This is a genomic window from Aeromonas sp. R4-3 (genome assembly GCF_040908275.1).
Taxonomy (GTDB): domain Bacteria; phylum Pseudomonadota; class Gammaproteobacteria; order Enterobacterales; family Aeromonadaceae; genus Aeromonas; species Aeromonas rivipollensis.
In genome coordinates this window covers 107,385-132,459 of the sequence record NZ_JBFODK010000029.1, presented here as the reverse complement: position 1 = coordinate 132,459, position 25,075 = coordinate 107,385, and the positions used below count along the sequence as shown (strand labels likewise).

Below are 25,075 nucleotides of genomic sequence, written 5' to 3'. Positions count from 1 at the left end.
TATGCATAGCAAAATTCTGGGTACTGGCAGTTATCTGCCGAGTTCGGTTCGTACCAACGCCGATCTTGAGCAGATGGTTGAAACCAGTGACGAGTGGATCGTGGAACGTACCGGGATCCGTGAACGCCGCATCGCCGGGAGCGACGAGAGCGTCGCGACCCTGTCTCATCAGGCGGCCTTGCGGGCGCTGGATGCCGCGGGCCTGACCGCTGCCGATCTGGACATGATAGTGCTGGCGACCACCAGCGCCGAGAACGCCTTCCCGGCCGCGGCCTGCGAACTGCAGGGGCTGCTCGAGGTACCGGGGATCCCGGCCTTTGACGTGGCGGCGGCCTGCGCCGGTTTCACCTATGCGCTCTCCATTGCCGATCAGTTCGTCAAGTCCGGTGCCGCTCGCCATGTCCTGGTAGTCGGTGCCGACGTGCTCTCTCGCATGTGCGATCCGGAAGACAGGGGCACCATCATACTGTTCGGGGATGGAGCCGGTGCCGTGGTGATCGGGGCGAGCGAGACCCCCGGTATCCTCTCCACCCACCTGCATGCCGACGGCCGTTATGGCGAACTGCTCAAGTTGCCGCAGCCTCGTCGTGGCATGCCGGGTGCCGAGCTCGAAGCCTACATGTATATGAAGGGCAACGATGTCTTCAAGGTTGCGGTGACGCGCCTGAGCGAGATCGTGACCGAGACCCTGGCTGCCGCCAACATAGCTCCGAGCGAGCTGGACTGGCTGGTCCCGCATCAAGCCAATTTCCGTATCATCAACGCCACCGCCAAGAAACTCGGCATGGGGCTAGACAAGGTGATCCTGACCCTGGATCGCCACGGCAACACCTCCGCCGCCTCCGTGCCCATCGCCTTCGATGAAGGGGTACGTGACGGCCGTATCAAACCGGGCCAGCTAGTATTGCTGGAAGCCTTCGGCGGCGGTTTTGCCTGGGGCTCGGCGCTGGTTCGCCTCTGATACCAAGCGGCGCCGCGAGTCTCGGGCGCCCGCTTACCGATTTCGTCTTACCTTAAAGGAATCCATGATGACCCGATTTGCCATTGCCTTCCCGGGACAAGGCTCCCAGAGCGTCGGCATGCTGGCGGAACTCGCCGAGCAACACGCCGTGATTAAAGAGACCTTCGCCGAGGCGAGCCAGGTGCTGGGCTATGACCTGTGTGCCCTGGTGCTGAATGGTCCCGCCGAGGATCTGAACAAGACCTGGCGCACCCAGCCGGCACTGCTGACTGCATCCGTTGCCCTGTGGCGCCTGTGGCAACAGCAGGGCGGGGCAACCCCCGCCGTCATGGCCGGTCACAGCCTGGGCGAATATTCCGCCCTGGTGTGCAGCGGTGCCCTGGCGTTTGCCGATGCGGTCAAGCTGGTTGAACTGCGTGGTCTGGCCATGCAGGAAGCCGTGCCGGAAGGCACAGGTGCCATGGCCGCCATCATCGGTCTGGACAACGACTCCATCGCCGCCAACTGCGAGAAAGCGGCGCAAGGCCAGGTGGTCTCTCCGGTCAACTTCAACTCCCCGGGCCAGGTGGTCATCGCCGGTCACAAGGAAGCGGTCGAGCGCGCCAACGTGCTGATGAAAGAGTCCGGCGCCAAGCGTGCACTGCCGCTGCCGGTCTCAGTGCCGTCCCACTGCGCCCTGATGAAACCCGCCGCCGAAAAACTGGCCGCCGCGCTGGATGGGATCGAGATCAAGGTTCCAACCATCGCAGTCATCAATAATGTCGACGTGTCCTGTGAACAGGATCCGGCCACCATCAAGCAAGCCTTGGTGCGTCAGCTGTTCAGCCCGGTCCGTTGGACCGAGACGGTAGAGCGGATGGCAAACGACGGCGTCACCCTCGAGATCGAGATGGGACCGGGCAAGGTGTTGACCGGGCTGGCCAAGCGCATCGACCCGCGCGTGGAAGGCATTCACGCCAACGATGCCGCCTCTTTCGAGCAGGCGCTGGCCCAAGTCAAATAAACAGGAGCAAGTCATGAGTTTTACCGATAAAGTTGTGCTGGTCACCGGCGCCAGCCGTGGCATAGGCCGTGCGATTGCCGAAACTTTTGCGGCCCGTGGCGCGAAAGTGGTGGGAACCGCGACCAGCGAGAGCGGTGCCGAGGCCATCAGCGCCTATCTGGGCGAGCAGGGCTGCGGCATGGCACTGAACGTGACCAGCCAGGAATCCATCGAAACCGTCTTTGCCGCCATCAAGGCACGCTTTGGCGACATCGACATCCTCATCAACAACGCCGGCATCACCCGCGATAACCTGTTGATGCGGATGAAGGATGACGAGTGGAACGAGATAATCGACACCAATCTCACCTCCCTGTACCGTCTGAGCAAGCCGGTGTTGCGTGCCATGATGAAGAAGCGCCATGGTCGCATCATCAGCATCGGCTCCGTGGTCGGTACCATGGGCAACGCCGGTCAGGTCAACTATGCTGCCGCCAAGGCGGGCCTGGTGGGCTTTACCAAGTCATTGGCCCGTGAAGTGGCTTCCCGTGGCATCACGGTGAATGCGGTGGCCCCCGGTTTCATCGAAACCGACATGACCAAGGCGCTCAATGAAGAACAGCGTGCCGGCATCATGAATCAGGTGCCTGCCGCCCGTTTGGGTGATCCGAAAGAAATTGCTGCCGCTGTGGTATTCTTGGCGTCTGACGACGCTGCCTATATCACCGGCGAAACCCTGCATGTTAATGGCGGGATGTACATGGTGTAATCAATTTGTCGTGAGATCTGTTCAAATTTGCGATAATACGCCGAAGTTTGGCGAATTTCGTGGTTTGACCAGCGGCAAGTCACTTGCAAACTCACGTCAATTGAATACACTACCCCAACCAGACGCAATAGCGTATTTTTAAAGGAAAATTCAGGTCATGAGCAACATCGAAGAACGCGTAAAGAAAATCATCATCGAACAACTGGGTGTTAAAGAGGAAGACGTCAAGAACGCTGCCTCCTTCGTCGACGACCTGGGCGCTGACTCTTTGGATACCGTTGAACTGGTAATGGCGCTGGAAGAAGAATTCGATACCGAAATTCCTGATGAAGAAGCCGAGAAGATCACCACTGTTCAAGCGGCTATCGACTACATCACCGCTAATCAGGAATAAGTTCCTGTTCTGAAAGAAGCGGCCCAAGGGCCGCTTCTTTTATGTTTACTCCCTTTCAAAATACCTCTCGGAGACTAGCTCAGTGTCAAAACGCAGAGTCGTGGTAACCGGCCTGGGGATGCTTTCCCCTGTGGGCAATACTGCCGAATCCAGCTGGCAAGCCCTGCTCAACGGGCAGAGCGGCATTTCTCTCATCGATCACTTTGATGCCAGCGAGTTTGCGACCCGTTTCGCAGGCCTGGTCAAAGAGTTCGATCCCGAACAATACGGCATCAACCGCAAAGAAGCCCGCAAGATGGATCTCTTCATCCAGTATGGCGTGGCGGCGGGGGTGCAGGCACTGGATGATTCCGGCCTCGTCATCAACGAAGAGAATGCGGAGCGGGTCGGCGTGGCCATCGGCTCCGGCATCGGCGGCCTGGGTCTCATCGAGCAGAACCACAGCAGCCTGATCAACGGCGGCCCGCGCAAGCTTAGCCCCTTCTTCGTGCCATCCACCATCATCAATATGGTGTCCGGTCATCTCTCCATCATGAAGGGGCTGCAGGGCCCGAACATCGCCGTGACCACGGCCTGCACCACGGGCACCCACGCCATCGGCATGGCTGGCCGGATGATCGCCTACGGTGATGCAGACGTGATGGTCGCCGGCGGCACCGAGAAAGCCTCCACTCCCATGGGGATGGGTGGCTTTGCGGCGGCCAAGGCGCTCTCTACCCGCAATGACGAACCGCAAAAGGCGAGCCGTCCCTGGGACAAGGATCGCGATGGTTTCGTGCTGGGTGATGGCGCCGGGGTACTGGTGCTGGAAGAGTACGAACACGCCAAGGCCCGTGGCGCCAAGATCTATGCCGAGCTGGTTGGCTTTGGCATGAGCGGCGACGCCTACCACATGACGGCGCCTCCCTCTGATGGCAACGGTGGCGCTCGCGCCATGAAGAATGCCATCAAGGATGCCGGCATAGCGCCGGAGGCGATCGGTTACATCAATGCCCACGGCACCTCCACCCCGCTGGGTGATGTGGCCGAACTGCGTGGCATGAAAGAGGTGTTTGGCGAACATGCCAGCGCCCTGATGATCAGCTCCACCAAGTCGATGACCGGCCACCTGCTGGGTGCCGCGGGGGCCATCGAGGCGATCATCACTGTGTTGGCCCTGCGCGATCAGGTGGCACCGCCCACCATCAACCTGGACAACCCGGATGAGGAGTGCGATCTGGATCTGGTGCCTCATGTGGCCAAACCCGGCCAGTTTGAATATGCCCTCTCCAATTCGTTTGGTTTCGGCGGCACCAATGGCTCCCTGATCTTCAAACGCGTATAATTCGCTTTGGGCGAAATGATAAGGCCCGATACGACCGTATCGGGCCTTTTTTATCGGAGGGACCCCCTTGCTGATTAATGGAATACCGACAGAAGCAGTGTCCGCCAGGGATAGAGGGCTGGCATACGGGGACGGCCATTTCACCACCATGCTGGTGAAGCAGGGGCAGGTGATCTGGTGGCCGGCACACCTGGCCAGGTTGCAGCATGCCTGCGCCAGACTCGGATTTGCGGAGCTTCCCTGGGATAGTCTGGCCGCCGAGGTGGCGCAATTGGCAGCAGGGCAGACTCAGGCTGTCGCCAAGATAGTGCTGACCCGTGGCAGCGGGGGACGTGGCTATGATGGCGCGGGATGCAATACTCCCACCCGCATCGTCTCCCTGGCACCATACCCGGCCCACTACCTTGGCTGGCAGCAAAACGGTATCGCCGCCCTGATCTGCCAGCAACAGCTCGGCGATGCTCCCATGCTGGCAGGGCTCAAGACCCTGGGTCGTCTGGAACAAGTTCTGCTCAAAAGCGAACTTGCCGCGCGGGGTGGAGTCGAAGGTATAGTATTGAACAGCCGTGGATTTCTGGTAGAAGGAGTCAGCGCGAATCTGTTTTGGCGTCGTGGCAAGACGGTGTTCACACCGGATCTCTCCCGCGCAGGGATAGATGGCATCATGCGCAAGCGCGTGATCATGATGCTTAAACAGATGGGCATTGAACTGCGTGTCGTGGAGGCACCGCTGGAGTCACTGTGGCAGGCCGAAGAAGTCTGGTTGACCAATACCCTGATGGGCATAGTGCCGGTCACCAGTATTGGGGATGTGCATTATCCCAGCCCGGTATTGATCCGCCGTTTACAGGAGCGTTTGGTCATTGAAGTTTAATCGGCTCTACACCCTGCTCGCGGGGGCAGCCCTGACCGTTGCCGTCGCCGGGGGTTATGTGTATTACAAATGGCAGCAGGTGGAGACGCTCACCAACAAGGGGCCGACGCGCCTCTTTACCGTCGAAAAAGGCGCCCATGCGGCGCGCCTGATTGCCGAACTGGGGGAGGGGGAAACCAGCCCCTGGGCGGTGCGGCTCTGGCTGCGTGGCCACCCCGAACTGGTTGCCATCAAGTCGGGTACCTATGAGATCAAGGAAGGGGCCCCGCTCAAGGAGACCCTCTCCCTGTTTGCCTCCGGCAAGGAGTTTCACTTCAGCCTGACCTTTGTCGAGGGTTCCCGTTTCGAGGACTGGTTGAAGCAGCTCTCGAGCGCCCCTTATCTTGAGCGGCTGACCGTGGAGCAGAGCGAGACTGAGTTGGCGCAGGAGCTTGGCATCGACAACGGCAAGCTGGAAGGTTGGTTCCTGCCGGAAACCTACGCCTATACCACCCATGCCAGCGACATCTCCATCTTGCGCCGCGCCTATCAGGACATGAAGGCCTTCCTGCAGGAGCGCTGGGAGAAGCGGCAGGCCAATCTGCCCTACAAGACGCCCTATGAGGCGCTCATCATGGCTTCCATCATCGAGAAAGAGACGGGCCAACCGGACGAACGGGCGCAGATCGCCTCGGTCTTCGTCAATCGGCTGCGCCTTGGCATGAAGCTGCAGACAGATCCTACCGTCATCTACGGCGTGAAGGACAGGTACGATGGCAACATTCGCCGCAGCGATCTTACCGATGTGAATCCCTACAACACCTATGTGATCGATGGCTTGCCGCCCACCCCCATCGCCATGCCGGGCAAGGCCTCCATCGAGGCGGCGCTCAACCCCAAGTCGACCGACTATCTCTATTTCGTCGCCAAGGGGGGCGGGGCCCACTATTTCTCCAGGACCCTCGATGAACACAATAGAGCGGTTCGCGAATTCATATTGAAGAAACCCTAATGTCTAAATTTATCGTGATTGAAGGACTGGAAGGGGCAGGGAAGAGCTCCGCGGTGCGCTATGTGACCGACTATCTGCATGCCCATGGCATCGACAGGATTGAGTGCACCCGTGAACCGGGCGGCACCCCCCTGGCGGAGCGGATGCGCGCCATCGTCAAGGAGGTGCACGACGAGCGCCTCACCATAGAAGCCGAATTGCTGCTGATGTATGCCTCCCGGGTGCAACTCGTGGAGACCCGGATCAAGCCGGCACTGGCCGAGGGCATCTGGGTGGTGGGTGATCGCCATGATCTCTCCTCCCAGGCCTATCAGGGGGGCGGTCGCGGCATCGATGCCCAGCTCATCGGCGCCATCAAGCAGGCGGTGCTCGGCGACTTCAAGCCGGATCTGACCCTCTACCTCGATATCGATCCCGCCCTCGGTCTGCAGCGGGCCCGCCATCGCGGCGAGCTCGACAGGATTGAACTGGAGCAACTCAGCTTCTTCGAGCGCACCCGCGCCCGCTACCTGGAACTCGCGGCCAAGGATGACAGCATACTGGTGATCGACGCGAGCCAGACGCCGGATCGGGTTAAGGCCGCCATCGAAGCTGCACTGGACCATTACCTGTCGAACGAGCGCCTATGTATCCCTGGCTGATCCCGGATTGGCAGGCGCTGAGCCAGACCGCCCAGGCCGGTCGCCTGGGTCACGCCTGGCTGCTGCTCGGGGATCCCGGCCTTGGCAAGGAGCAGCTTGCAGAACGGTTGGCGCGCCTGCACCTCTGCCAGCAACCGGATCGCGGTGAACCCTGCGGTCACTGCCACGCCTGCCAGCTGCTGGACAAGGGTCATCACCCGGATCTCGGCACCATAGGTGGCGACAGCAAGAGCATCGGGGTCGAGGCGATTCGCGAGATCTGCGGCCGCCTGCAGAGTACCTCCCAGCTGGGGCGCGGCAAGGTGGTGATCATTCCGGATGCCGAGCGGATGACGGAGTCCGCCGCCAATGCCCTGCTGAAAACCCTGGAAGAGCCGGCCGGCGACAGTCTGCTGCTGCTGATCGCCTCCAGGGTTTCCCGCCTGCTGCCCACCATCCTCAGCCGTTGTCACAAGCATGTCTGTCAGCTGCCGACTGAGGGGGAGACACTGCGCTGGCTGAGTGAACAGGGTCATCAGGCCACTCAGGCCCAGGTGCGGATCTGTCAGGGGGCACCGCTTCGTGTGTTGAGCTACATCGAAGAACAGCAAGATGGGGCCAGACGGATGCTGCTCGAGAGCTTCGTCTCCCTGTCGCAGACGCCGACCCGGGCGGCGAGTGTCTGTTCCCAGCTGGCGGAGGAGAGTCAGATCAGGTTGCACTGGTTGCAACTCTTCCTGTGCGATGCCCTCAAGACCCAGGCGGGCTGTGGCCATCATCAGCTGGCGATGCCGGATCTGACTGCCCTCAGCGAACAACTGGCCGAGCGCCACTCCAGCGAAAGATTGCTGGAGGCGGAGCAGCAGTTGGTGACGCTCAAGGCCGCCTGCCAGCCGGGTCAACTCTCCAATCCCACCATCCATCTGATGAACTGGCTCAATCGCTGGTTATGACAAGATACAAGGTTGTCTATGTTACTCGTTGATTCCCATTGCCATCTCGACCGCCTCAGCTATGGCAGCAAGCAGACCGACATGGCCGATGTCCTGGCCAAGGCCGCGAAACTGGATGTGGGATATTTTCTCTGCGTCAGCGTGACCCAGGCGCAGTTCCCGACCATGCTGGCGGCGATCGCCCCTTATCCCCAGGTGTTTGCCTCCTGTGGCGTCCACCCCCTCAATCAGGATCCCGGTGTGGATGCCCCCTTGCTGCTGACCCAGGCGGCGGATGAAAGAGTGGTGGCCATAGGCGAAACCGGGCTCGACTACTTCTATTCGCCGGAAAACAAGGAGGTACAGCAAGCCTCCTTCCGGGAACATATCCGGGTAGCCCGTGCCCTGAACAAACCCCTTATCATTCACACCCGGGATGCCCAACAAGACACCTTGCAGATCATGCGTGAAGAGGGGGCCGATCAGGTGGGAGGCGTGCTGCACTGTTTCACCGAATCTCTCGAGATGGCCCAGGCCGCCATGGAGATGGGCTTTTACATCTCCATCTCGGGGATAGCCACCTTCAAGAATGCCACGGCCTTGCAGGACGTGGTCAAGGCATTGCCACTGGAGCGATTGCTGATCGAGACGGACTCTCCTTACCTTGCCCCTGTTCCTCACCGGGGGAGGGAGAACGAACCCGCCTTCGTGCGAGACGTCGCGCAATTTATTGCGGATCTGCGGCAGATACCCTTGGCCGAATTGGCAGAGGCCACCAGCCACAATTTCTTTGAGCTATTCAAGCTGGCGAAGAAATAATCATAAAGAGCCCCGACAGACGGGGCTCTTTATTTAAAATCTTTAACCTGATTACCCACGACAATATCAATTACCCATCCCGTTATCTCTCACTTGCTATCCGATTCAGATTCATCTTCTACTTAACCGCTTTCACGGATATCGAGTGATCAGGCTATTTATCCCGGGAGGTTGGAGGCATTAAATCAACATTCTATAAATATCGATAATATTCATTATCGATACTTGATGGATCTGAAAGATCCTGTAAGATCCTCCTAAACTCCATATAGAATCATAGACTTACGTGGCCTATCCAACCATTTCACCACCCGCTCATCAGTCATTGCAGACTGTGTTCGATCCTGCGCTCAATAGTCGGGCGCGGCGTTTCCTACGCAGTGCAAAAGCGGATTCCACCCTCAATGCCTATAAGGCCGATACCCGTATCTTCGTATTCTGGTGCCAGTTGCATGGGCTGGATCCACTGCAAACCAGTCATCACGACATCATGAACTTTCTGGCGGATCAGGCCGACGGCATATTGGCGGACTGGGTATGGCTAGATAAAGAGGAGGGGAAGGGAGAGCTGCGCAATGGGGAGCCACGAAAACCAGCTACCCTGGTGAGACGGCTCGCCGGTATCCGTTATGCCTTCAAGCAGAAAGGCATTCATCCCATGCCGACCGAGCATGCGGAAATAAAAGAGATGATGAGGGGCATAGTACGCCTCGGTGATAACCGCAAACGCAAGACGGGAGCCCTGACCCTGCAACCTCTGGCCCGGGTGCTCGACGAGATAGACATCTCCACCCTGGCGGGGCTACGGGATCACACCTTGCTGCTCTTGATGTTCAGCGGCGCCCTGCGCCGTTCGGAGGCGGCTCGCATCGAGGTGAGCGATCTCGACTTCGTGGGGCAGGGGATCCGCCTTCGCCTAAAACCGAGTAAGCATCAACTCCATGAAACCGAGATAGCGCTGATTCCCGGCAAGCACTATTGCCCGGTAACCGCCCTCAGCCGCTGGTTGAAAGCAAGCCGCATAAGCCAGGGGCCGCTGTTTCGCCGCATGACCCGCTGGGGGCAGCTCACCGCAGAGCCCCTGGGTCCGCAAGGCATCAACCTGATGATCAAGCGGCGAACCGGCCAGGTCATCGACGATCTCTATGTCAGTGGCCACAGCCTGCGCCGAGGCTTCATCACCTCGGCGGTGACCGCGGGCAAGCCCATGAACAAGATCATCGAGGTGACACGGCACAAGGACATGCGTACCCTGCAGGAGTATTTCGACGATGCGCACAAGTTCTCCGATCATGCCCTCGCAGGCTTGCTGTAAGATAACCGCGTCACGGTATTTTTTATGTTAAATACCATCTGATTGATTTGATGATATATTTATCGCCCCCCGAAGCAGTGCCGGTGAAGCGTCAGTACCATGAAGCGAAAAAGAGCCAGGCAAAGACGGCGGCTCTCACCCCTTTGCAGGGGAGTGTCATTCCAGCGATCTCCTGTCGCGCAGTGGTGAGAGATAACAAGTTCCACTCTCTTATTTAGCAAGGTCGTATGAGCCAGGAAATGAAGATGAATGTGGCGCAAGACAATGCCGAGCGGCAACGCCAACACGTGAAACGCAAGCAGGAAACCCACAGCAGGCTGCAATGCTGGATCAGCAATCGCCACGCCGAGCGGTTGCAGGAGCTAGGTCAGCATCTGGAAGACAACCAGGCCTCCCTCATCGAGCAGGCGATCGACTTGCTCTATCAGCACGAGCTGGTGCCGCAATATGTTGAAGAGCACAGTGACCAGCACGCTCACCATGAAGAGCAATCCAGGTCGGACACCATAGATTGAGCAGAGTGAGCAAATCGTGGGAATAAAAAAAGCCAGGTACGAATTCCTTGTACCTGGCATAGGGGAATTGGCTCCTTGCAGAGCCGTGCGCTAATTGATATGCGGATTGCCTTAAGCTTAGACAAGGCGCGAGGCATTTCAAGAAGTGACTAAAAGTTCAACCAGAGTGTGGGTTTTCCAGACTCGAACAGGTGTCTGTCCTTGACATGGCCGCCGACATCTCACTCATTGAACAAGTTGTTGTCCCGCACCAACTCACGGGGCAGGGCATTCTTGATGCGACTCCCCACCCATTTCCCCATACCAAGCGGATGCCCCTGATAGCGGACGATCACTTCCCCCACTCCCGGAGCCAGCTCGGGCCAGACATCCCGTCCCATCATGAATTCACGCCCGTTGGCGGCATCCAGCTCGACACATCCCCGGGTGGCCAGGCTGCCGTAAGCCAGCGCCCATTCATGGGTGAGGCGATAACCCTTCTTGAAGGTTTCCGCCAGCTTGATGCCGATGCGATCGAAGCGCAGCTTGCCCTGCACCTGCTCAAAGGCGTGAGGGAAGAGCCAGATCTCGTCATTACGGCCACACAGCTGGCCGCGCGGAACTATCCCGAAGCTCGCCTCTATCTCCCGCAACATGGGCTCGGCCTCTTTCGCCGGCAGCGGGGAGAAGGGGAATTTGCCGAGCTTGCCCGGCTTGAACATGGTATTGGGCACTGAGTGATGCTTGCTGATCCTGGCAACGAAGAAGCCCTCGCTGTCGAAGATCTGGGGCCAGACATGCAGGTAACCCTCTGGGGTACAGGCCTGCCCGGCACCGGGGAAGAGGTCGGCCAGGGAGTCGACACTCAGGGCGTCGCCGAACTTGTCTCGCAGCGACTGACAGACCGCCTGATTCTCCTGCAGGCTCAGGGTGCAGGTGGAGTAGACCAGCACGCCGCCGGGTTTGAGGGCGTGGAAGGCACTCTCCAGCAGGCCTTGTTGCACAGTGGCAATCTCCTCGATGCTCTCGAGACTCCAGTTGCGCAGGGCATCTTCATCCTTGCGCACTGTGCCTTCCCCGGAGCAGGGGGCATCGAGCAGGATGGCATCGAAGGTTTCCGGCAACCACTGGCCAAACACCTTGGCATCGAAATGGGTCATGCCCACATTGGTCACGCCACAGCGCTGGATATTGGCGCTCAGCACCTTGAGCCGGCTGCTGGAAAACTCATTGGCGACCAGCATGCCCTGGTTGTCCATCAGGGCCGCTACCTGGGTAGTCTTTGAGCCGGGCGCCGCCGCCGCATCCAGCAACATGCCGTCCCGCTTGATCTTGTCGCTCGCAAACAGCGCCGTCACCGGCAGCATAGAACTCGCTTCCTGGATGTAGAAGAGGCCGCACAGGTGCTCGGCGCTGTTGCCAAGGGGCACGCTCTCGTCGGCGCGCGTCAGCCAGAAGCCGGTCTCGCACCAGGGCACGGGATCCAGCTGCCAGCCCAGTGGCGCCATGCGTGTCACGAAGTCGGGCACCGAGATCTTGAGGGTGTTGACCCGGATGCTGCGCCGCAGCGGCCGCCGACAGCTCGCCACGAACGCATCCATGGAGAGATGGGCCGGCATGATGCCCGCGATATGACGCAGGAAGTGTTCGGGAAGGTAGGTATTGTCGTGCACAGTGCCGTCTCGCTGACCCAAAAGAGGGGCGACATAGTACCACAGGGGTCGGAATATTCTGAATGGGCGATGGGCAAAACGAGCAAGCCCGGCACTGGGCCGGGCTTGGGTCAAAGGGTCAGGGGAACATCAGGGCTGGATGCGGGGGCTCCACTCCAGCCACTCCTTCTCCGCCTTGCCATAGAGCGGGTAGTGGTGACCGGCCTTGACGGTCGGCCCCATCTCCCGCTCCGGGGTGTTGAAGGCGATACCGCCGGTCAGCAGACTCTGCACGGTTTCCACCTCTATGGTGCCGCCGGTCAGGCCGATGTCGGCCTTGACCCCGGACACGTTCCAGAAGCGGCTGTTGGCGCGCACCAGGTGGGCGTATTCCTGAGCGACGTTCACCTCGATCAGCACCTCGCTGCCATCACGGGCCAGCGCCACCCCGCTGACGCTGCCCACCACCATCTTGCGAAACAGCAGGGGGCTGCCGACGCTGATACCGCTGACGGAGGGGCTCTTGAGGGTCAGGGCCAATCCGATGGGGGTGCTCTGACTCAGGGGGAAGCGCTCCTTGCCCGCGCCCTGGCCCGGGCTTGCCTCCACGAAGGCGCCCTTGATCAGGGTGTCGAGGTGGGAGACGCCCCCCAGCCCGAGCTTGGCTTGCACCAGGGTGTAGCGCGCTCCGCTCTGCAGGAAACGGGCGGCGTACTGCCCATCCAGCTCGGCCCTGAAGCTCACCTGACCCAGGGTGGGATCCAGTTCAATCTGCTCCACCTTGCCTATATCCACCCCGCGATAACGGATGGGACTGCCCACCCCGAGCCCGGGATTGCTGTCGGCGGTCAGGGTCAGGGTGCGCACCTGGGTGCTGGCCTGCTCCTTGCTGTCAAACAGCTGATGGCTGCTGCGGCCGGTACCGAGCCGGTCAAATTCGATGGCGCCGCGAAGCAAAGTGGCGAGGTTGCCCATCTTGACCTGCACCCCGTCGAGCCGGATCTTGCCGTCGATGGCCGCCTTCTTCCAGAACTGGGGCTGCTGCTTGAGCAGGGGGGCGTAGACGGCGTCTATCTCCAGGGTGATGGCCACCCCGCGCTCCTCGGCTTTCAACGCCTTGACCTTGCCCGCTTCCAGCCCCAGATAGAGGACGGGGGAGCCTACGCCTATCCCGTCAGCTTGCTCGGCGCGCAGTGTCCAGCGCTCGGGTCTTGCATCACGGCTGCCGAGCAGGGCCAGCTCCTGGCTGGGGTAGAGGCGGTCGATACGCTCCCCCCCGGTGGCCTGGACCAGCTTTATCCCGCCTGCCAACCAGGCACTCGCCGGGCTGGTCTCCACCTTGAGGCCGCTCAGATCGGCCTGCACCTGCAAGGGGGCGGCACGATAGAAACGGGCCCGCTTCAGCAGATGCTGATAACCCTCGTTCACCACCAGGCTGACGCTGGCATTGCCGCTGCCATCCAGGGTCAGTGCGCCCAGCTGGCCTATCTGCAACCCCTTGAACCAGAGCGGGGCGCCCTCGTTCAAGCCAGCGAGATCGTCCGCCTGCAGGGTCAGCTTGATGCCATCGCGCTGCTCCTGGCTCGCCAGCGTCATGGTGCTGACCTGTTCACCTGCCACATAGTCGAGGCGGATTGCCGGTCCGGCCAGCAGGCGATCCGCGTGCTTGACCCCGGTGGGGGAGAGGGAGACAGTCTCCCAGACCAGACGGCTCTTGCCGGTCATTCGAAATGCCTGCTCGGGGTTGATCAGTGCCGTGACGACCCGGCCCTGCTCGGTCAGGGGAATGGGGTCTATCCTGCCAATCTCTATCCCTTCATAGAGAATGGGCATGCCTTCCTTGACAGGCAGATCCCCCGCCTGGATGCTGATGCGCTCGCCCCGGGCCGCCTCGGCCAGCCCCTTATAGAGGGTGAAATTGAGCCCCTTTTGCGCGACGGGCGACGCCTTGGGAGAGTCGAACGCTATGCCGCCGCTCAGTATGGAGGTGAGGCTGCCAGCCTCCACGCTGACACCGGCCAGGCTGAAGGAGCCCTTGATGCCGCTGATATTCCAGAAGCGGGTATCCACCTTGACCAGGTGCTCGAAGCGCGGCTCTATCACCAGATCCAGGATCACATTCTGGTTATCCTCTCCTAGGCGGGTATTGATGACGCTGCCGACCTCGAGCCCGCGGAAGTAGATTTTGGCACCTATGCCGACCGACCCCAGGGAGTCGGCGGTCAGGTGCAGGGTGCGCCCCTGGGCCTGATAGCCAGGGGGCGGGCCGTCCAGTGCATCGAACTCGTCCTCCAGCGGGTTGTTGTCCCGACCGGGTTGCAGGTTGATGTAGTTGCCGGAGACCAGGGTATCTAGGCCGGAGATCTCGGTGAGGGAGGCCTTGGGGCTCACCAGCCAGAAGTCGGAGCCCTTGCGGATGAGCGGGCGGGCGCGGCTGTCGACCTTGGCGAGCACGGCTATCTTGCGACCGTCCTGTGCCAGCTCCAGATCCTGGACCACCCCTATGGCCACCCCCTGATAACGCAGTTGGGTCTTGCCCGGCAAGATGCCGTTGCCCTGGGCAAAGTTGATGCGAATGAGTTGACCGCTGCTCGTCCACTGCTGGTAGATGAAACCACCCGCCAGCAAGAGGGCGATGAAGGGCAACAACCAGACTGGGGATAACCAGCGATGTTTCTCAATGACGGGTTCAGCCCCGATCATAGCGACTCCTTAAATTGGCTGTGATGCACAGCACATCCGATACAGAAAAAATGCATTAACGGGCCGCCTTGTCCCACAGCAGGCGGGTGTCGAGCATCCGGGCCGACATCATGGTGAGGATCACCACGCCGGCGAAGGCGGTTGCCCCTGGCCCGGCCCGCACGTTGAGCAAGACACCGCGATCCACCAGGGCCACCATCAGCGAGATCACGAACAGGTCCAGCATGGACCAGCGACCGATGAAATCGATGACGCGATACATGATGAGCTGACGCTTGCGCCGCACCGGCTTGCTGCGCTGCAACTGCCAGCAGATCCAGCCCAGCCCCAGTATCTTGCCAATGGGGACTATGATGCTCGCGGTCAGCACTATGGTGGCGATGCCCGACATCTTGCTGCGATAGAGCGCCATGATACCGCTGAAAATGGTATCGGACTGCAGTAATCCCTTGTTGTAGAAGTGGGTGATGGGCAGCAGATTGGCGGGCAGCAGCATGAAGGTGGCGAGCGCCAGCAGGCCCCATGACCAGGCGAGCGAACGGGGGATCCGCATCTGCAGGGGGCTGTGGCAGCGAGGGCAGCTCATGGCTCTTTGATAGCGCACCAGCAGGCCGCAGGTGTGGCAGCGGCAGAGCCCGAGTTCACGGGCGCTGGTCGGTATCATGATCCGGCTCCTGCGAGGCGTTGTGCAGCGGTATCCGCTCCCAGTAGGGGGCGGGGTCGAAGAGAATGAGCAGCGTCATGTTGAGCAGCATCAATATCCCGAGGCTAAGCAGACCGCCCCCCAGACGCACGTCGGCGATGTCGATCAGCTTGAACAGGGCGACCATCAGGCTGACGATGTAAACCTCCAGCATGGCCCAGTGCCGGAACACCTCCACGGCCTTGAGCGTCGGGGCCAGCATGTGCCAGCGTTTGGCAAGGCCGGAGGCAAGCGCAAAGATGCCGAGCAGCAACCCCGCCGGCGCCAGCACGGCGCACCAGAGCACCAGGCTCGCCACCCAGAGTTCCCCCTCCTCAAACAGCATCAGAATGCCTTTGAGCAGGTTGGCATCGGAGTTGACCCCGGCCAGGCGCAGGTAGAGCAGGGGTTCGAAGAAGGCGGAAGGGAGCAGCAGGAAGCCGGTGATGGTGAGGGCCATCAGCTGGGAAGGACGAAAAGCATAGCGCCCATAGAGATGCTGGTGACAGCGCGGACAATGGGCGTGACGACGCAGGGGCAGCAGCTTGCGTTCGATCAGCAAGTCACACGCCGGGCAGACGATCACGGAGTGGGGATCCGACATACGATTCAACCTGTTGAAGGAATTGATAAAATTTACCCTAAAACGCCCTCGCTGTCTTGCCGGAGCGAAACCTCTGGCCAAGAAAAGATGGCCTGGCCGGCCAACCCGCTGGGCCATAGAGAGAAACACTGAACACGGTTGCCGGACCAGGGGGAGATGATGCGGTGATGGGCGCGGTGGCGGATCCTGAGTGTTATTTGCAACACTGTATATTCATACATATACTTGCAGTCACTATCATGAGGAGGACGCCACTATGGCCGTTGAGATCAAGTATGTTGTCGTGCGTGGGGGAGTGGAGAAGATGACCTTTGCCAGCAAGAAAGAGGCGGATGCCTATGACAAGCTGCTGGATACCGCCGATGAACTGATGGCGCTGCTGGCCGGGGCACCGGTTCAGCTGGCACCCGAGCAGCAGGAGAGCCTCGCCTTTTACCTGGCCGAGCAGCGGGATCTGCTGCAAAACGTGCTGCGCGGTGGCAAGGGGCAGGGGATCAGCCCCAAGGAAGAGAAGGTGGATGCCGAGAAGCCCAAGGGAAAATCCCTCAAGAGCGTGGCCTGACAGGATAAGGGCGGGGCAGGGCGTCCAACCCTGGCTTCCGCCCCACAATATTCAAGAAGAGTCCATTTTCAGTCATTTTTTTCGCTATTTACCCCGAGAAATTTCCAACAAGACTGCATAGTCATTGAATAAACACCATATACCATAGTGTCCGCGGTCCGCCAGGGAAGCCTTGACGACTCATCCCCGGGCCATCTGGTATCCCCTGATGCCGATAACCCCATTTATCGGCATCAGGATTGCGCGGCGCCGAGCCAGCTTCACTCAACAAGACTCACAAGCACCATCATGACTCATCCGTCACTGCCACCCGCCATGCCGTTGTTCGATAATCTGCTCCATCTGGAGGCGGGCAACCCCCAGGTCAACCAGTATCTGGCCACTCTCAGCCTGGGCAATGTACCCGATGCCGGCCTCGTCTATGAGCTGGCCGTCGACTGGCTGCTGGAGCAACGCCACAGCGAGAACAACTACAAGACCTACCGCAGCGAGCTGACCACCTTCCTGCATTGGTGTTTCTGCGAGGTGGCCATCAGTCCCAAGGATCTCACCAGGCGCATCATGATGCGCTATCTCGACTACTGCCAGGCTCCGCCACAAGGGCTTATCGCATACCGAAATGTGGCCCAGTTCGTGCTCGACAAGGAGTGGGGAGAGCGGTTGCCGAACCCCTTGTGGCGACCGTTTCTCGGCAAGCGGGAACTGGGCCGCGAGCTGCCATACCGTCTGAGCGAGCAGGCGATGAAGACCAAGCTCGCCATACTGTCGGCCTTCTTCCAGTTCCTGATCCAGGAGGAGTACATGGACCGCAATCCGGCACTCCTGCTGCAACGGGTGAAGCGGCCGGACAGCCAGGATGTCGGTGAAGAGGCCCAGTCCTTTACCGAATTGCAATGGTCCTATGTGATGCAGGCCGCCGAGCGGCTGGCAACCGAATGCCCGGCCCAGCATGAGCGCAGCCGGTTTCTCATCTGCCTCATGTACGCCTGTTATCTGCGTATCTCCGAGGTGGCGGCCAGACCGGGCTTCAGCCCCGTCATGAGCCAGTTTCGCCGCGACAGCAAGACCGGCGTCTGGGGCTATGACATACCACGCAGCAAGGGCGGCAAACGCCGCACCGTGGCCGTCTCCCAGGCCTTGTTGGATGCACTGGCACGTTATCGCACCTTTCTTGGGCTCTCGCCGCTGCCAGCCCCGGGCGAACAGACGCCGCTCTTCGTGCGCCACAAGGCGGCGGCCCATGGCCGGGAGCAAGGCGAGCTCAACGCCAATCTCGGGATCCGCCAACTGCGGGATCTGGTGATTGCTGTCTTCGAGCAAGCGGCCAGCCTGGCCGAGCAAGATGGCTTTGCCCAGGATGCCGCCGAGATGCGTACCCTGACGCCGCATTCCATTCGCCATACCGGCATCACCCACGACATCAACCTGCATGGCCGGCCACTGTCACACGTACAGGCAGACGCGGGACACGACAGCATAGACACCACCTCCAAATACCTGCACACCGGCAACAGCGAACGCCACGAGAGTGCCAACCATAAGCCGCTGGATCGCCTGCATGAATGAGTGTCCGTAAAAGTGCTACCCAGCGTATCTGCCAAACGTTATATGGCGGGAAAAAATACCCGCCAATCGCCTTCATACAGACCGCGCATAATGCATATTATGTTAAATGATGTGTGCTTGTTTCCTGTTACCGCCAATTGAACTGTGTATAATGGAAACAATTGATCCTATCCCCGACCGGATGTCTTAAGTGGCTGAATTAACATCAGAACAATTAAAACCCGCTTTCACGATTGAGCAGTTCCCCACGCTCAGCGAGCTCGAACCCATCCCTTTTGCCGCCCTGCAACCCAGAGCCATTTCCGGCATCAAGCGACTGGCCAGTTTTGATGGTGACTGCCCGGTCATGCTGCTCAACGGCTTCCCGGGTGCGGATTATGAGAGTGTCTGCCAGACCTTGATCGCCTCTTCCAATGGCAAGGATGGCGACCTTTTCGATCTCTGTTACACCGAGAACCTCAACAACCCGTTCAAGCCTATCTGGCTGCGCCTGCAACCCGGTACCGGGTTCGAATTCTGCGAGATGGTTGGCGAGCTGCTCAAGCTGATGAGCCATCACCTGGATGCCGAACGCCTGGTCACCCGGATCATCCGCAAGCAGGAAAATGACCCCAAGATTGTGGACTTTCTCTCCGATCTGGCGGCGCACGTGGCTCAGGGGCTCGAATTCCAGCACCCGGTGCTCATCAACCTGCTGATCCATCACGAAGAGCAGCAGGCCCCCGTCATCTATGGCCGGGACCTGAACTGGGACACCCTGTTTGGCTCCATCAACTATCAGACGGAGCAAGGCTCGGTCTATGCCAACCAGCATCTGCTGGAGCCGGGCCTGCTGCGGGAAGCCAACGGCGGCTATCTCATCCTGCAGCTCGACGAGCTGCTCGATCAGCCCCATCTCTGGTTCAAGCTCAAGAACGCCATGCAAAAAGGCGAGCTGGACTGGAATGCCTATCAGGAAGGCAAGACCCTGACCCCCTTCTTCACCCCCGAGGCTACGCCTATCCGGTTCAAACTGATCCTGGTGGGCGACCGGCTGGAAGTGGCCGAGTTCCAGATGCTGGACAGAGACATGTCCGAGCGCATCTTCCTGCGCGCCGATCTGGTGTCCGAGGTGAACATCGAAGAGGACTTGCCCGAGTTCCTGCAATACCTGGCCTGGCTGCGGCTGCGCTGGAACCTGCTGGACTTCACTCCGGGTGCCCTCCTCGCCCTGTGTCGCCATGCCAGTCGTCTCTGTGACCATCAGGAGTGGCTCTCCCTCTCGGAGGTGCAACTCAGCGCCATCATGCGCATGGCCGACAGCCTGGCCCGCGAGCTGGAGGCAACGACCGTCACCGACGAGCACATACTGCTCGCCCTGGAGGAGCAGGATTACCGCCTCAACTACCTGGTGGAGCAATCCGATCAGGGGGTCATCGATGGCCAGATCCTGCTACAGACCGACGGTGAAGAGGTCGGCCAGATCAACGGCCTCTCCGTCATTCAGGTAGCCGGTCATCCTTATGACTTCGGTGAACCGGTGCGGCTGACCGCCACAGTACACCTGGGGGATGGCGACGTGGCCGACATCGAGCGCAAGGCAGAGCTCGCCGGCCACATTCATGCCAAGGCGATGATGATCATCCACGGCTATCTCTCCAACAAGTTCGGCGCAGAGAACCCCTCACCACTCTCTGCAAACCTGGTGTTCGAGCAGTCCTATCACGAGATTGACGGCGACAGCGCCTCCCTGACAGGTCTGTGCGCCCTGCTCTCTGCCCTCGCCCGCCAACCCATCTCCCAGCGCTTCGCGGTGACCGGTGCGGTCGATCAGTTCGGCAACGTGCAGGCTGTGGGTGGCGTGAACGAGAAGATCGAAGGCTTCTTCCGGGTGTGCAAAATCCACGGCATCACCGGCAAGCAAGGTATCATTCTGCCCGGTACCAACGCCCAGCAGCTCAACCTCTCCGATGAGGTGATCGCCGCCGTCGAAGCGGGCCAGTTCCATATCCACCCGGTGGATCATGTGGAAGAGGCCATCGAATTGCTGACCGGCTGTGTAGCCGGCGAGCCTGACATGCCGGACACCCTGTTTGGCCGGATCCAGGACAGACTGGATGAACTCAATGGCACTGCACCCAAGAGTGGCGTGCTGCGCAACCTGCTGGGCCGTCTATTCGGCCTCTAAATAAAGTGATCGGAGTTGTTTAGCGAACAACTGTAAGCTAAATTGGCCCGGCTTTGACCCATATGAAGGATAAACAGCGTGACCCTAGATAACGACACCACTAATACCCACCTCTCCCTGTGTGAACAAGGTAAAGAGTCGTTTACCCGTGAAGAGCTGCTTGCTTGCAGCCGTGGCGAATTATTTGGTGAGGGTAACAGCCAACTGCCCGCCCCCAACATGCTGATGATGGATCGCATCGTCAAGATCACTGACAACGGTGGCGAACACGGCAAAGGCGAAATCCTGGCCGAACTCGATATCACTCCGGATCTCTGGTTCTTCGACTGCCATTTCCCTGGCGATCCCGTCATGCCGGGCTGTCTGGGTCTGGATGCCATGTGGCAGCTGGTCGGTTTCTTCCTGGGCTGGAAAGGCGGTCCGGGCAAGGGACGCGCTCTGGGCGTGGGCGAGGTGAAATTCACCGGCCAGATCCTGCCGACCGCCAAGAAAGTGACCTACAAGATCACCTTCAAGCGCGTCATCAACCGCAAGCTGGTGATGGGCATTGCCGACGGCGTGGTCGAGGTGGATGGTCGTCCCATCTACAGCGCGACCGACCTGAAAGTGGGCCTGTTCAAAGACACCACCGCATTCTGATCTGCTCTGACCCGGTCAGAGAGTGACAACGTAAAGGGGCCGCCATGGCCCCTTTCCTTTTTGCAATGAGTGATGAAGTCTCGGTTACTTCATGAAGAGGCCTGAGCCTCGCCCCTCCATGGCGTCGCGCCAACCACCAAGCCAGTGCCCTCTGGCATCCAGGCATTGGTACGGACACGCTTCTTTCTGTTTGCCGACTACGCCAGCCTGATAACCACGAGCGCGTGCTCTTTCCAGACGGTCCCGTTTCTGTCTCTTCATCATCTACGACCCTCTTCGTGGAACAAAAAAGCGACCAAGTTTTCACCGGGTCGCTTTCATCTTTACCCCAGGGGGGAAGCAGGGTCAAACAAAAAATTCCATGCTATTCAGACGTTGTGACACAAGATACTGAACTGCATTAATTTTTGATGACACATTTTTTATCGCTGGTAACGGCGCAGCCAGGCGAAGGGCAAGGCCAGCAGAGTCAACCAGAACAGGCTGCCACCACCACCATCTTCACCATCCTGACCGGTCTGGTTGTTGACCGGGGCATTGCTCACCACATATTCAGCGGGCTTGTTGCCCTGATAGTCCGCCACGGCCGGTGTCAGCTTGACGGCGACCACGGTTGCGTTGGTACGCAGGTTCAGATCGCTCTCGCTGTTGTAGCGATAGGCGGTCGCCGCTATGGTGCCATCGCTGCTGATGCCGCTGGCGTAGGCGATGTGGTAATACTTGCCATTCTGGGCACACTGCTTGGCACCGGCATCATCCAGGCCACAGATCAGGTCGTTCAGGTACCAGTTGTTGCTCGGGGACGCCGCATTGAGCAGGAAGGCTTCCTGCATGCGGTTGGTGCCGTTGGCCACAGGCTGGGTCTGATGACGGGAGTCACGCCAGCCGACCACCATGTTGTGATCGTTGATGGCAGCGCCCTCGGAGCCGGAGCCAGAGAGCGGCTTGTCCTGCAGGGGGATGCTGGCCGCAGAGCTCGGATTGTTCAGATTGAACAGGAACATCTCGGTCGGTCGGTTCTGACCCTTGTTGATGCTGTAACGCTGGTTACCGATCACATAGCCATTCTCGTTGACAGACACAGCCCAGCTATTTTGCAGCACGCTGTCATCCTTGCCAGGCTCGCCATCGGGCAGCGGGATGATCTTGGTGGCACCCACTGTGCCGGCATCGAGGTCCAGGGTCCAGTAGCTGGCCAGGTTGCGGCCGTCGAGATCCCCCGACCCTACCTCACCGGTGGAGCTGTAGCCAACGCCGTACAGGGTGCCGTTGAATGTCGCCGCACCAAATGCAGACGCGGTCTGCAGCACTTCGTCGCGCTGACGGCCATAGTCGCTGGCCTGTATCAGCTTGTTGAAACCACCCGAGCCATTGAGCAGCCAGAAGCTGGCCTGGGTATCGACCCCGGGGCAGTAACGAAAGTCACCATACTCATCGTCATTGCCGGCGAAACACCAGTTATAGAAGTCACCACCCACGTTGTGGCGGTACTTGCCGCTGGCGGCTGTCCCTGTCACCAGGTACTGACCGTTGTCCAGCTTCTTGATGCTGGTCGGGACGCTCAGGCTGTGGGCGCCGGCGGCATCTTTCAGCTCGACCGGGTTGCCGTCATTGACGATGGCAAAGGCGGTGCGCAGCTTGCCGTCCATCTTGTAACCCGCGCGGTCGGTCGGGGCATCCCCCAGAGCCGTTACCAGGCCATCGGTCTGAGTGGTGGCAACATAGCCGATGCCGCTACGCTGATCGACACCATCGAGGAAATCGCGGCGCCACTGGTAGGCAAAGCCCGGATTCTCGTCCCAGAAGGAGTCACAGACGGAGCTTGAAAGGAAGCAACCCTGCTCGAAGCGGAAACGATCGACCAGGAAGTCGGCAGAGCGCACGGTCGAGAAGTACTCAGCCATGTTGTTCTTGGTATTGATCCCGATGAGTCCGCTGCCATCGGTACTGATCCCGCTGGCATATCCTTTGACTTCGTCATCGACAATGGTGAAGAAGGAGCTTTGTGCCGCCTGCGCGTTGAGGCTGGCGCCGACCAGGATGGCCAGCATGGATAATTGCTTTTTCATCTACTTCCTTAGTCTTGATGTTTCAACGCTTCCAACTCCTCCCAACGGGAGAAGGCGTGTTCCAATGCGGCCTCTGCCGCATGCAATGCATCCAGTTTGGACTGGGTCTGCTCCGCCGGCAGGGAGAAGAAGCCGGGATGGTTGATCTCCGCCTGCAGGGCATCGAATTCCGTTTCCAGCTGCTCCAGCCGGGCTGGCAGATTATCCAGCTCCAGTTGCAACTTGTAAGAGAGTTTGCGTGTTTTTTTCGCCGGCTCAGCCGTCAACGCGACAGGCTCTGCCACCTTGGCCGCGGCCGCCTTGATCGCCTGTTGCTGACTCTGCTGGGCCCGGGTGGCCATCATGTCGGCATAGCCGCCCACATAATCGCTGATCCGCCCATCCCCTTCAAACAGCCAGCAGCCGGTCACCGTATTGTCGATGAAACGGCGATCGTGGCTGACCAGCAGCAGGGTGCCCGGATAATCGGTCAGCAGCTCTTCCAAAAGTTCCAGCGTTTCGACATCCAGGTCGTTGGTTGGTTCATCCAAAATCAACAAGTTACTGGGTTTGAGGAACAGCTTGGCCAACAGTAGACGGTTTTTCTCGCCCCCTGACAAGGCCTTGACCGGGGTCCGCGCCCGTTTGGGTTCAAACAGGAAGTCCTGCAGGTAGCCGAGGATATGGCGGGAGCGGCCGCGCACCATCACTTCCTGCTTGCCCTCCCCCACGTTGTCCACCACAGTCTGCTCGGGATCGAGCTGTTCGCGGTACTGATCGAAATAGGCCACTTCCAGGTTGGTGCCGCCCTTGACCAGCCCGCGGCTCGGCTCGAGCTGACCCAGCAAGAGCTTGATGAGGGTGGATTTGCCGCAGCCGTTGGGGCCGACCAGGGCAATCTTGTCGCCCCGCAGCACCTGCAGATCCAGCCCCTGGAACAGGGTGCGATCGCCAAAGTCCAGTCCTAGCCCTTCGGTCTCGAACACCAGCTTGCCGGAGCGGTTGACGTCGTCCATCTGCAGCTTGGCCTTGCCTTGCAGCTCACGGCGCTGGCTGCGCTCCATGCGCATCGCCTCGAGGGCGCGCACCCGGCCTTCGTTGCGGGTACGGCGGGCCTTGATGCCCTGACGCACCCACACCTCTTCCTGGGCCAGCTTGCGGTCGAACTCGGCGTTTTTCAGCTCCTCGACCCGCAACCACTCCTCCTTCCCTTGCAGGTACTGATCGTAATTGCCGGGCCAGGAGGTGATGGCGCCCCGATCGAGATCGATGATCCGGGTCGCCAGTTTGTGAATGAACTCCCGATCGTGGGAGATGAAGACGATGGCGCCGCGAAAATCCTTGAGGAACTCTTCCAGCCAGTTGATGGCGTCTATGTCCAGGTGGTTGGTCGGCTCGTCCAGCAGCAGCAGATCCGGGTCACAGGCGAGCGCACGGGCCAGGGCCACCTTGCGCAGCCAGCCACCGGATAAACTGTCGAGGGTCACGTCGGGATCCAGCCCCAGCAGGGTCAGCACCTGGCTGATGCGAGTCTCGAGCTGCCAGCCGTTCTGATAATCGAGCTGCTCCTGCAACTCGCTCATCTTGCGGATGTTGGCATCGGAGGGATCGTGGCCCAGCTCCAGGGAGATGTGGTGATACTGCTTGAGCAGCTCACCCACCCCGGCCAGCCCTTCGGCGGCATAGTCGAACACGGTCAGCTCGCTCGAGGCGGGAGGATCCTGCTCGAGACGGGTCACCTTCAAGTCCTGCTGCAACACCAGACGGCCGTCATCCAGGGAGAGCTCACCGGCGATGACCTTCATCAGGGTGGACTTGCCCGCCCCGTTGCGCCCCACCAGACAGAGGCGCTCGCCACGCTCTATGGTCAGCTCGGCATTGTCGAGCAGCGGGAAATCACTGAACGACAGACAAGCGCCGTGCAATGTCAAAAGTGCCATGTTTGTTCCTTGTTACTTATGAAAAAACGGGCGGCAG

At 59.9% G+C, this 25,075-nt stretch carries 23 protein-coding genes; 16 read left to right on the top strand and 7 right to left on the bottom strand.

Going from position 1 to position 25,075, the window contains the following annotated elements; all coding sequences use genetic code 11:
- The first annotated feature begins 1 nt into the window (after nucleotide 1).
- The 12 genes from AB5Y91_RS09300 (at nucleotide 2) to AB5Y91_RS09245 (ending at nucleotide 10,496) form a co-directional block, all read left to right on the top strand.
- Entirely contained in the window at nucleotides 2-961 is a 960-nt protein-coding gene (locus tag AB5Y91_RS09300) for a beta-ketoacyl-ACP synthase III (RefSeq protein ID WP_139434511.1), read from the top strand.
- Between the two features lie 67 nt (nucleotides 962-1,028).
- The gene (gene fabD, locus AB5Y91_RS09295; protein ID WP_368169742.1) at nucleotides 1,029-1,964 is read left to right on the top strand and encodes an ACP S-malonyltransferase; all 936 of its coding nucleotides are present in this window, start codon (nucleotides 1,029-1,031) and stop codon (nucleotides 1,962-1,964) included.
- Between the two features lie 13 nt (nucleotides 1,965-1,977).
- The gene (gene fabG / locus AB5Y91_RS09290) at nucleotides 1,978-2,712 is read left to right on the top strand and encodes a 3-oxoacyl-ACP reductase FabG (protein WP_043131873.1); all 735 of its coding nucleotides are present in this window, start codon (nucleotides 1,978-1,980) and stop codon (nucleotides 2,710-2,712) included.
- Between the two features lie 157 nt (nucleotides 2,713-2,869).
- Nucleotides 2,870-3,106 (top strand): acyl carrier protein, encoded by a 237-nt coding sequence (acpP, locus tag AB5Y91_RS09285; RefSeq protein ID WP_005300909.1) that lies wholly within the window; start codon nucleotides 2,870-2,872, stop codon nucleotides 3,104-3,106.
- A gap of 82 nt (nucleotides 3,107-3,188) precedes the next feature.
- Nucleotides 3,189-4,430 carry a beta-ketoacyl-ACP synthase II gene (gene fabF / locus AB5Y91_RS09280; RefSeq protein ID WP_163154813.1) on the top strand — a complete coding sequence of 414 codons (1,242 nt, stop codon included), beginning with the start codon at nucleotides 3,189-3,191 and terminating at the stop codon, nucleotides 4,428-4,430.
- Nucleotides 4,431-4,497: 67 nt separating this feature from the next.
- On the top strand, nucleotides 4,498-5,304 hold the full coding sequence (gene pabC / locus AB5Y91_RS09275) for an aminodeoxychorismate lyase (protein ID WP_368169616.1): 807 nt from the start codon (nucleotides 4,498-4,500) through the stop codon (nucleotides 5,302-5,304).
- Nucleotides 5,294-6,295 carry an endolytic transglycosylase MltG gene (gene mltG, locus AB5Y91_RS09270; RefSeq protein ID WP_162520022.1) on the top strand — a complete coding sequence of 334 codons (1,002 nt, stop codon included), beginning with the start codon at nucleotides 5,294-5,296 and terminating at the stop codon, nucleotides 6,293-6,295. The genes pabC and mltG overlap by 11 nt, the downstream gene beginning before the upstream one ends.
- A complete protein-coding gene (gene tmk, locus AB5Y91_RS09265) occupies nucleotides 6,295-6,936 on the top strand; it encodes a dTMP kinase (RefSeq protein ID WP_163136680.1) in 642 nt (213 codons plus the stop codon). The genes mltG and tmk overlap by 1 nt, the downstream gene beginning before the upstream one ends.
- Complete coding sequence (gene holB / locus AB5Y91_RS09260) at nucleotides 6,921-7,868, top strand: DNA polymerase III subunit delta' (RefSeq protein ID WP_368169615.1); 948 nt, start codon at nucleotides 6,921-6,923, stop codon at nucleotides 7,866-7,868. Before tmk ends, holB begins: the two co-directional genes overlap by 16 nt.
- A gap of 18 nt (nucleotides 7,869-7,886) precedes the next feature.
- Nucleotides 7,887-8,666: a TatD family hydrolase gene (locus AB5Y91_RS09255; protein ID WP_368169614.1), complete on the top strand. Its 780-nt coding sequence runs from the start codon at nucleotides 7,887-7,889 to the stop codon at nucleotides 8,664-8,666.
- Between the two features lie 325 nt (nucleotides 8,667-8,991).
- A complete protein-coding gene (locus tag AB5Y91_RS09250) occupies nucleotides 8,992-9,981 on the top strand; it encodes a site-specific integrase (protein WP_368169741.1) in 990 nt (329 codons plus the stop codon).
- A gap of 227 nt (nucleotides 9,982-10,208) precedes the next feature.
- Nucleotides 10,209-10,496, top strand: a complete 288-nt coding sequence (locus AB5Y91_RS09245; protein WP_234689969.1) for a RepB family protein — start codon at nucleotides 10,209-10,211, stop codon at nucleotides 10,494-10,496.
- Nucleotides 10,497-10,717: 221 nt separating this feature from the next.
- On the opposite strand, the gene rsmF is transcribed toward AB5Y91_RS09245, so the two are convergent.
- The 4 genes from rsmF to AB5Y91_RS09225 all read right to left on the bottom strand — a co-directional run bounded on the left by rsmF (nucleotide 10,718) and on the right by AB5Y91_RS09225 (nucleotide 16,116).
- Complete coding sequence (rsmF, locus tag AB5Y91_RS09240; protein WP_368169613.1) at nucleotides 10,718-12,148, bottom strand: 16S rRNA (cytosine(1407)-C(5))-methyltransferase RsmF; 1,431 nt, start codon at nucleotides 12,146-12,148, stop codon at nucleotides 10,718-10,720.
- 129 nt (nucleotides 12,149-12,277) lie between these two features.
- Nucleotides 12,278-14,830, bottom strand: coding sequence for an MlaD family protein (locus AB5Y91_RS09235; protein WP_368169612.1), 2,553 nt, complete (start codon nucleotides 14,828-14,830; stop codon nucleotides 12,278-12,280).
- A 55-nt stretch (nucleotides 14,831-14,885) separates the two neighbouring features.
- On the bottom strand, nucleotides 14,886-15,494 hold the full coding sequence (locus AB5Y91_RS09230; RefSeq protein WP_368169611.1) for a paraquat-inducible protein A: 609 nt from the start codon (nucleotides 15,492-15,494) through the stop codon (nucleotides 14,886-14,888).
- Complete coding sequence (locus AB5Y91_RS09225; protein WP_106886778.1) at nucleotides 15,472-16,116, bottom strand: paraquat-inducible protein A; 645 nt, start codon at nucleotides 16,114-16,116, stop codon at nucleotides 15,472-15,474. The genes AB5Y91_RS09230 and AB5Y91_RS09225 overlap by 23 nt, the downstream gene beginning before the upstream one ends.
- A 256-nt stretch (nucleotides 16,117-16,372) precedes the next feature.
- On the opposite strand from AB5Y91_RS09225, the gene AB5Y91_RS09220 reads away from it, so the two are divergent.
- From AB5Y91_RS09220 to fabA, 4 genes are all read left to right on the top strand, one after another.
- Complete coding sequence (locus AB5Y91_RS09220) at nucleotides 16,373-16,678, top strand: YebG family protein (RefSeq protein ID WP_338892407.1); 306 nt, start codon at nucleotides 16,373-16,375, stop codon at nucleotides 16,676-16,678.
- A gap of 288 nt (nucleotides 16,679-16,966) precedes the next feature.
- Nucleotides 16,967-18,244, top strand: a complete 1,278-nt coding sequence (locus AB5Y91_RS09215; RefSeq protein ID WP_368169610.1) for a tyrosine-type recombinase/integrase — start codon at nucleotides 16,967-16,969, stop codon at nucleotides 18,242-18,244.
- A gap of 190 nt (nucleotides 18,245-18,434) precedes the next feature.
- Entirely contained in the window at nucleotides 18,435-20,411 is a 1,977-nt protein-coding gene (locus AB5Y91_RS09210; protein ID WP_368169609.1) for a Lon protease family protein, read from the top strand.
- Between the two features lie 78 nt (nucleotides 20,412-20,489).
- On the top strand, nucleotides 20,490-21,050 hold the full coding sequence (gene fabA, locus AB5Y91_RS09205) for a 3-hydroxyacyl-[acyl-carrier-protein] dehydratase FabA (protein ID WP_106886764.1): 561 nt from the start codon (nucleotides 20,490-20,492) through the stop codon (nucleotides 21,048-21,050).
- 84 nt (nucleotides 21,051-21,134) lie between these two features.
- Here the strand turns inward: fabA and rmf are convergent, their stop codons facing one another.
- The 3 genes from rmf to AB5Y91_RS09190 all read right to left on the bottom strand — a co-directional run bounded on the left by rmf (nucleotide 21,135) and on the right by AB5Y91_RS09190 (nucleotide 25,038).
- Nucleotides 21,135-21,311 carry a ribosome modulation factor gene (rmf, locus tag AB5Y91_RS09200; RefSeq protein ID WP_010674759.1) on the bottom strand — a complete coding sequence of 59 codons (177 nt, stop codon included), beginning with the start codon at nucleotides 21,309-21,311 and terminating at the stop codon, nucleotides 21,135-21,137.
- Nucleotides 21,312-21,472: 161 nt separating this feature from the next.
- Nucleotides 21,473-23,119: a DUF3466 family protein gene (locus AB5Y91_RS09195; protein ID WP_368169608.1), complete on the bottom strand. Its 1,647-nt coding sequence runs from the start codon at nucleotides 23,117-23,119 to the stop codon at nucleotides 21,473-21,475.
- Between the two features lie 8 nt (nucleotides 23,120-23,127).
- Complete coding sequence (locus AB5Y91_RS09190) at nucleotides 23,128-25,038, bottom strand: ABC transporter ATP-binding protein (protein ID WP_368169607.1); 1,911 nt, start codon at nucleotides 25,036-25,038, stop codon at nucleotides 23,128-23,130.
- Nucleotides 25,039-25,075: the final 37 nt, after the last annotated feature.

Bases quoted from the DNA above. Each gene is read 5' to 3' on its own strand.
- AB5Y91_RS09300 (WP_139434511.1), top strand. From the start codon at position 2: ATGCATAGCAAAATTCTGGGTACTGGCAGTTATCTGCCGAGTTCGGTT.
- fabD (WP_368169742.1), top strand. From the start codon at position 1,029: ATGACCCGATTTGCCATTGCCTTCCCGGGACAAGGCTCCCAGAGCGTC.
- fabG (WP_043131873.1), top strand. From the start codon at position 1,978: ATGAGTTTTACCGATAAAGTTGTGCTGGTCACCGGCGCCAGCCGTGGC.
- acpP (WP_005300909.1), top strand. From the start codon at position 2,870: ATGAGCAACATCGAAGAACGCGTAAAGAAAATCATCATCGAACAACTG.
- tmk (WP_163136680.1), top strand. From the start codon at position 6,295: ATGTCTAAATTTATCGTGATTGAAGGACTGGAAGGGGCAGGGAAGAGC.
- holB (WP_368169615.1), top strand. From the start codon at position 6,921: ATGTATCCCTGGCTGATCCCGGATTGGCAGGCGCTGAGCCAGACCGCC.
- AB5Y91_RS09255 (WP_368169614.1), top strand. From the start codon at position 7,887: ATGTTACTCGTTGATTCCCATTGCCATCTCGACCGCCTCAGCTATGGC.
- AB5Y91_RS09245 (WP_234689969.1), top strand. From the start codon at position 10,209: ATGAGCCAGGAAATGAAGATGAATGTGGCGCAAGACAATGCCGAGCGG.
- AB5Y91_RS09235 (WP_368169612.1), bottom strand. From the start codon at position 14,830: ATGATCGGGGCTGAACCCGTCATTGAGAAACATCGCTGGTTATCCCCA.
- AB5Y91_RS09230 (WP_368169611.1), bottom strand. From the start codon at position 15,494: ATGATACCGACCAGCGCCCGTGAACTCGGGCTCTGCCGCTGCCACACC.
- AB5Y91_RS09225 (WP_106886778.1), bottom strand. From the start codon at position 16,116: ATGTCGGATCCCCACTCCGTGATCGTCTGCCCGGCGTGTGACTTGCTG.
- AB5Y91_RS09220 (WP_338892407.1), top strand. From the start codon at position 16,373: ATGGCCGTTGAGATCAAGTATGTTGTCGTGCGTGGGGGAGTGGAGAAG.
- AB5Y91_RS09215 (WP_368169610.1), top strand. From the start codon at position 16,967: ATGACTCATCCGTCACTGCCACCCGCCATGCCGTTGTTCGATAATCTG.
- rmf (WP_010674759.1), bottom strand. From the start codon at position 21,311: ATGAAGAGACAGAAACGGGACCGTCTGGAAAGAGCACGCGCTCGTGGT.
- AB5Y91_RS09195 (WP_368169608.1), bottom strand. From the start codon at position 23,119: ATGAAAAAGCAATTATCCATGCTGGCCATCCTGGTCGGCGCCAGCCTC.
- AB5Y91_RS09190 (WP_368169607.1), bottom strand. From the start codon at position 25,038: ATGGCACTTTTGACATTGCACGGCGCTTGTCTGTCGTTCAGTGATTTC.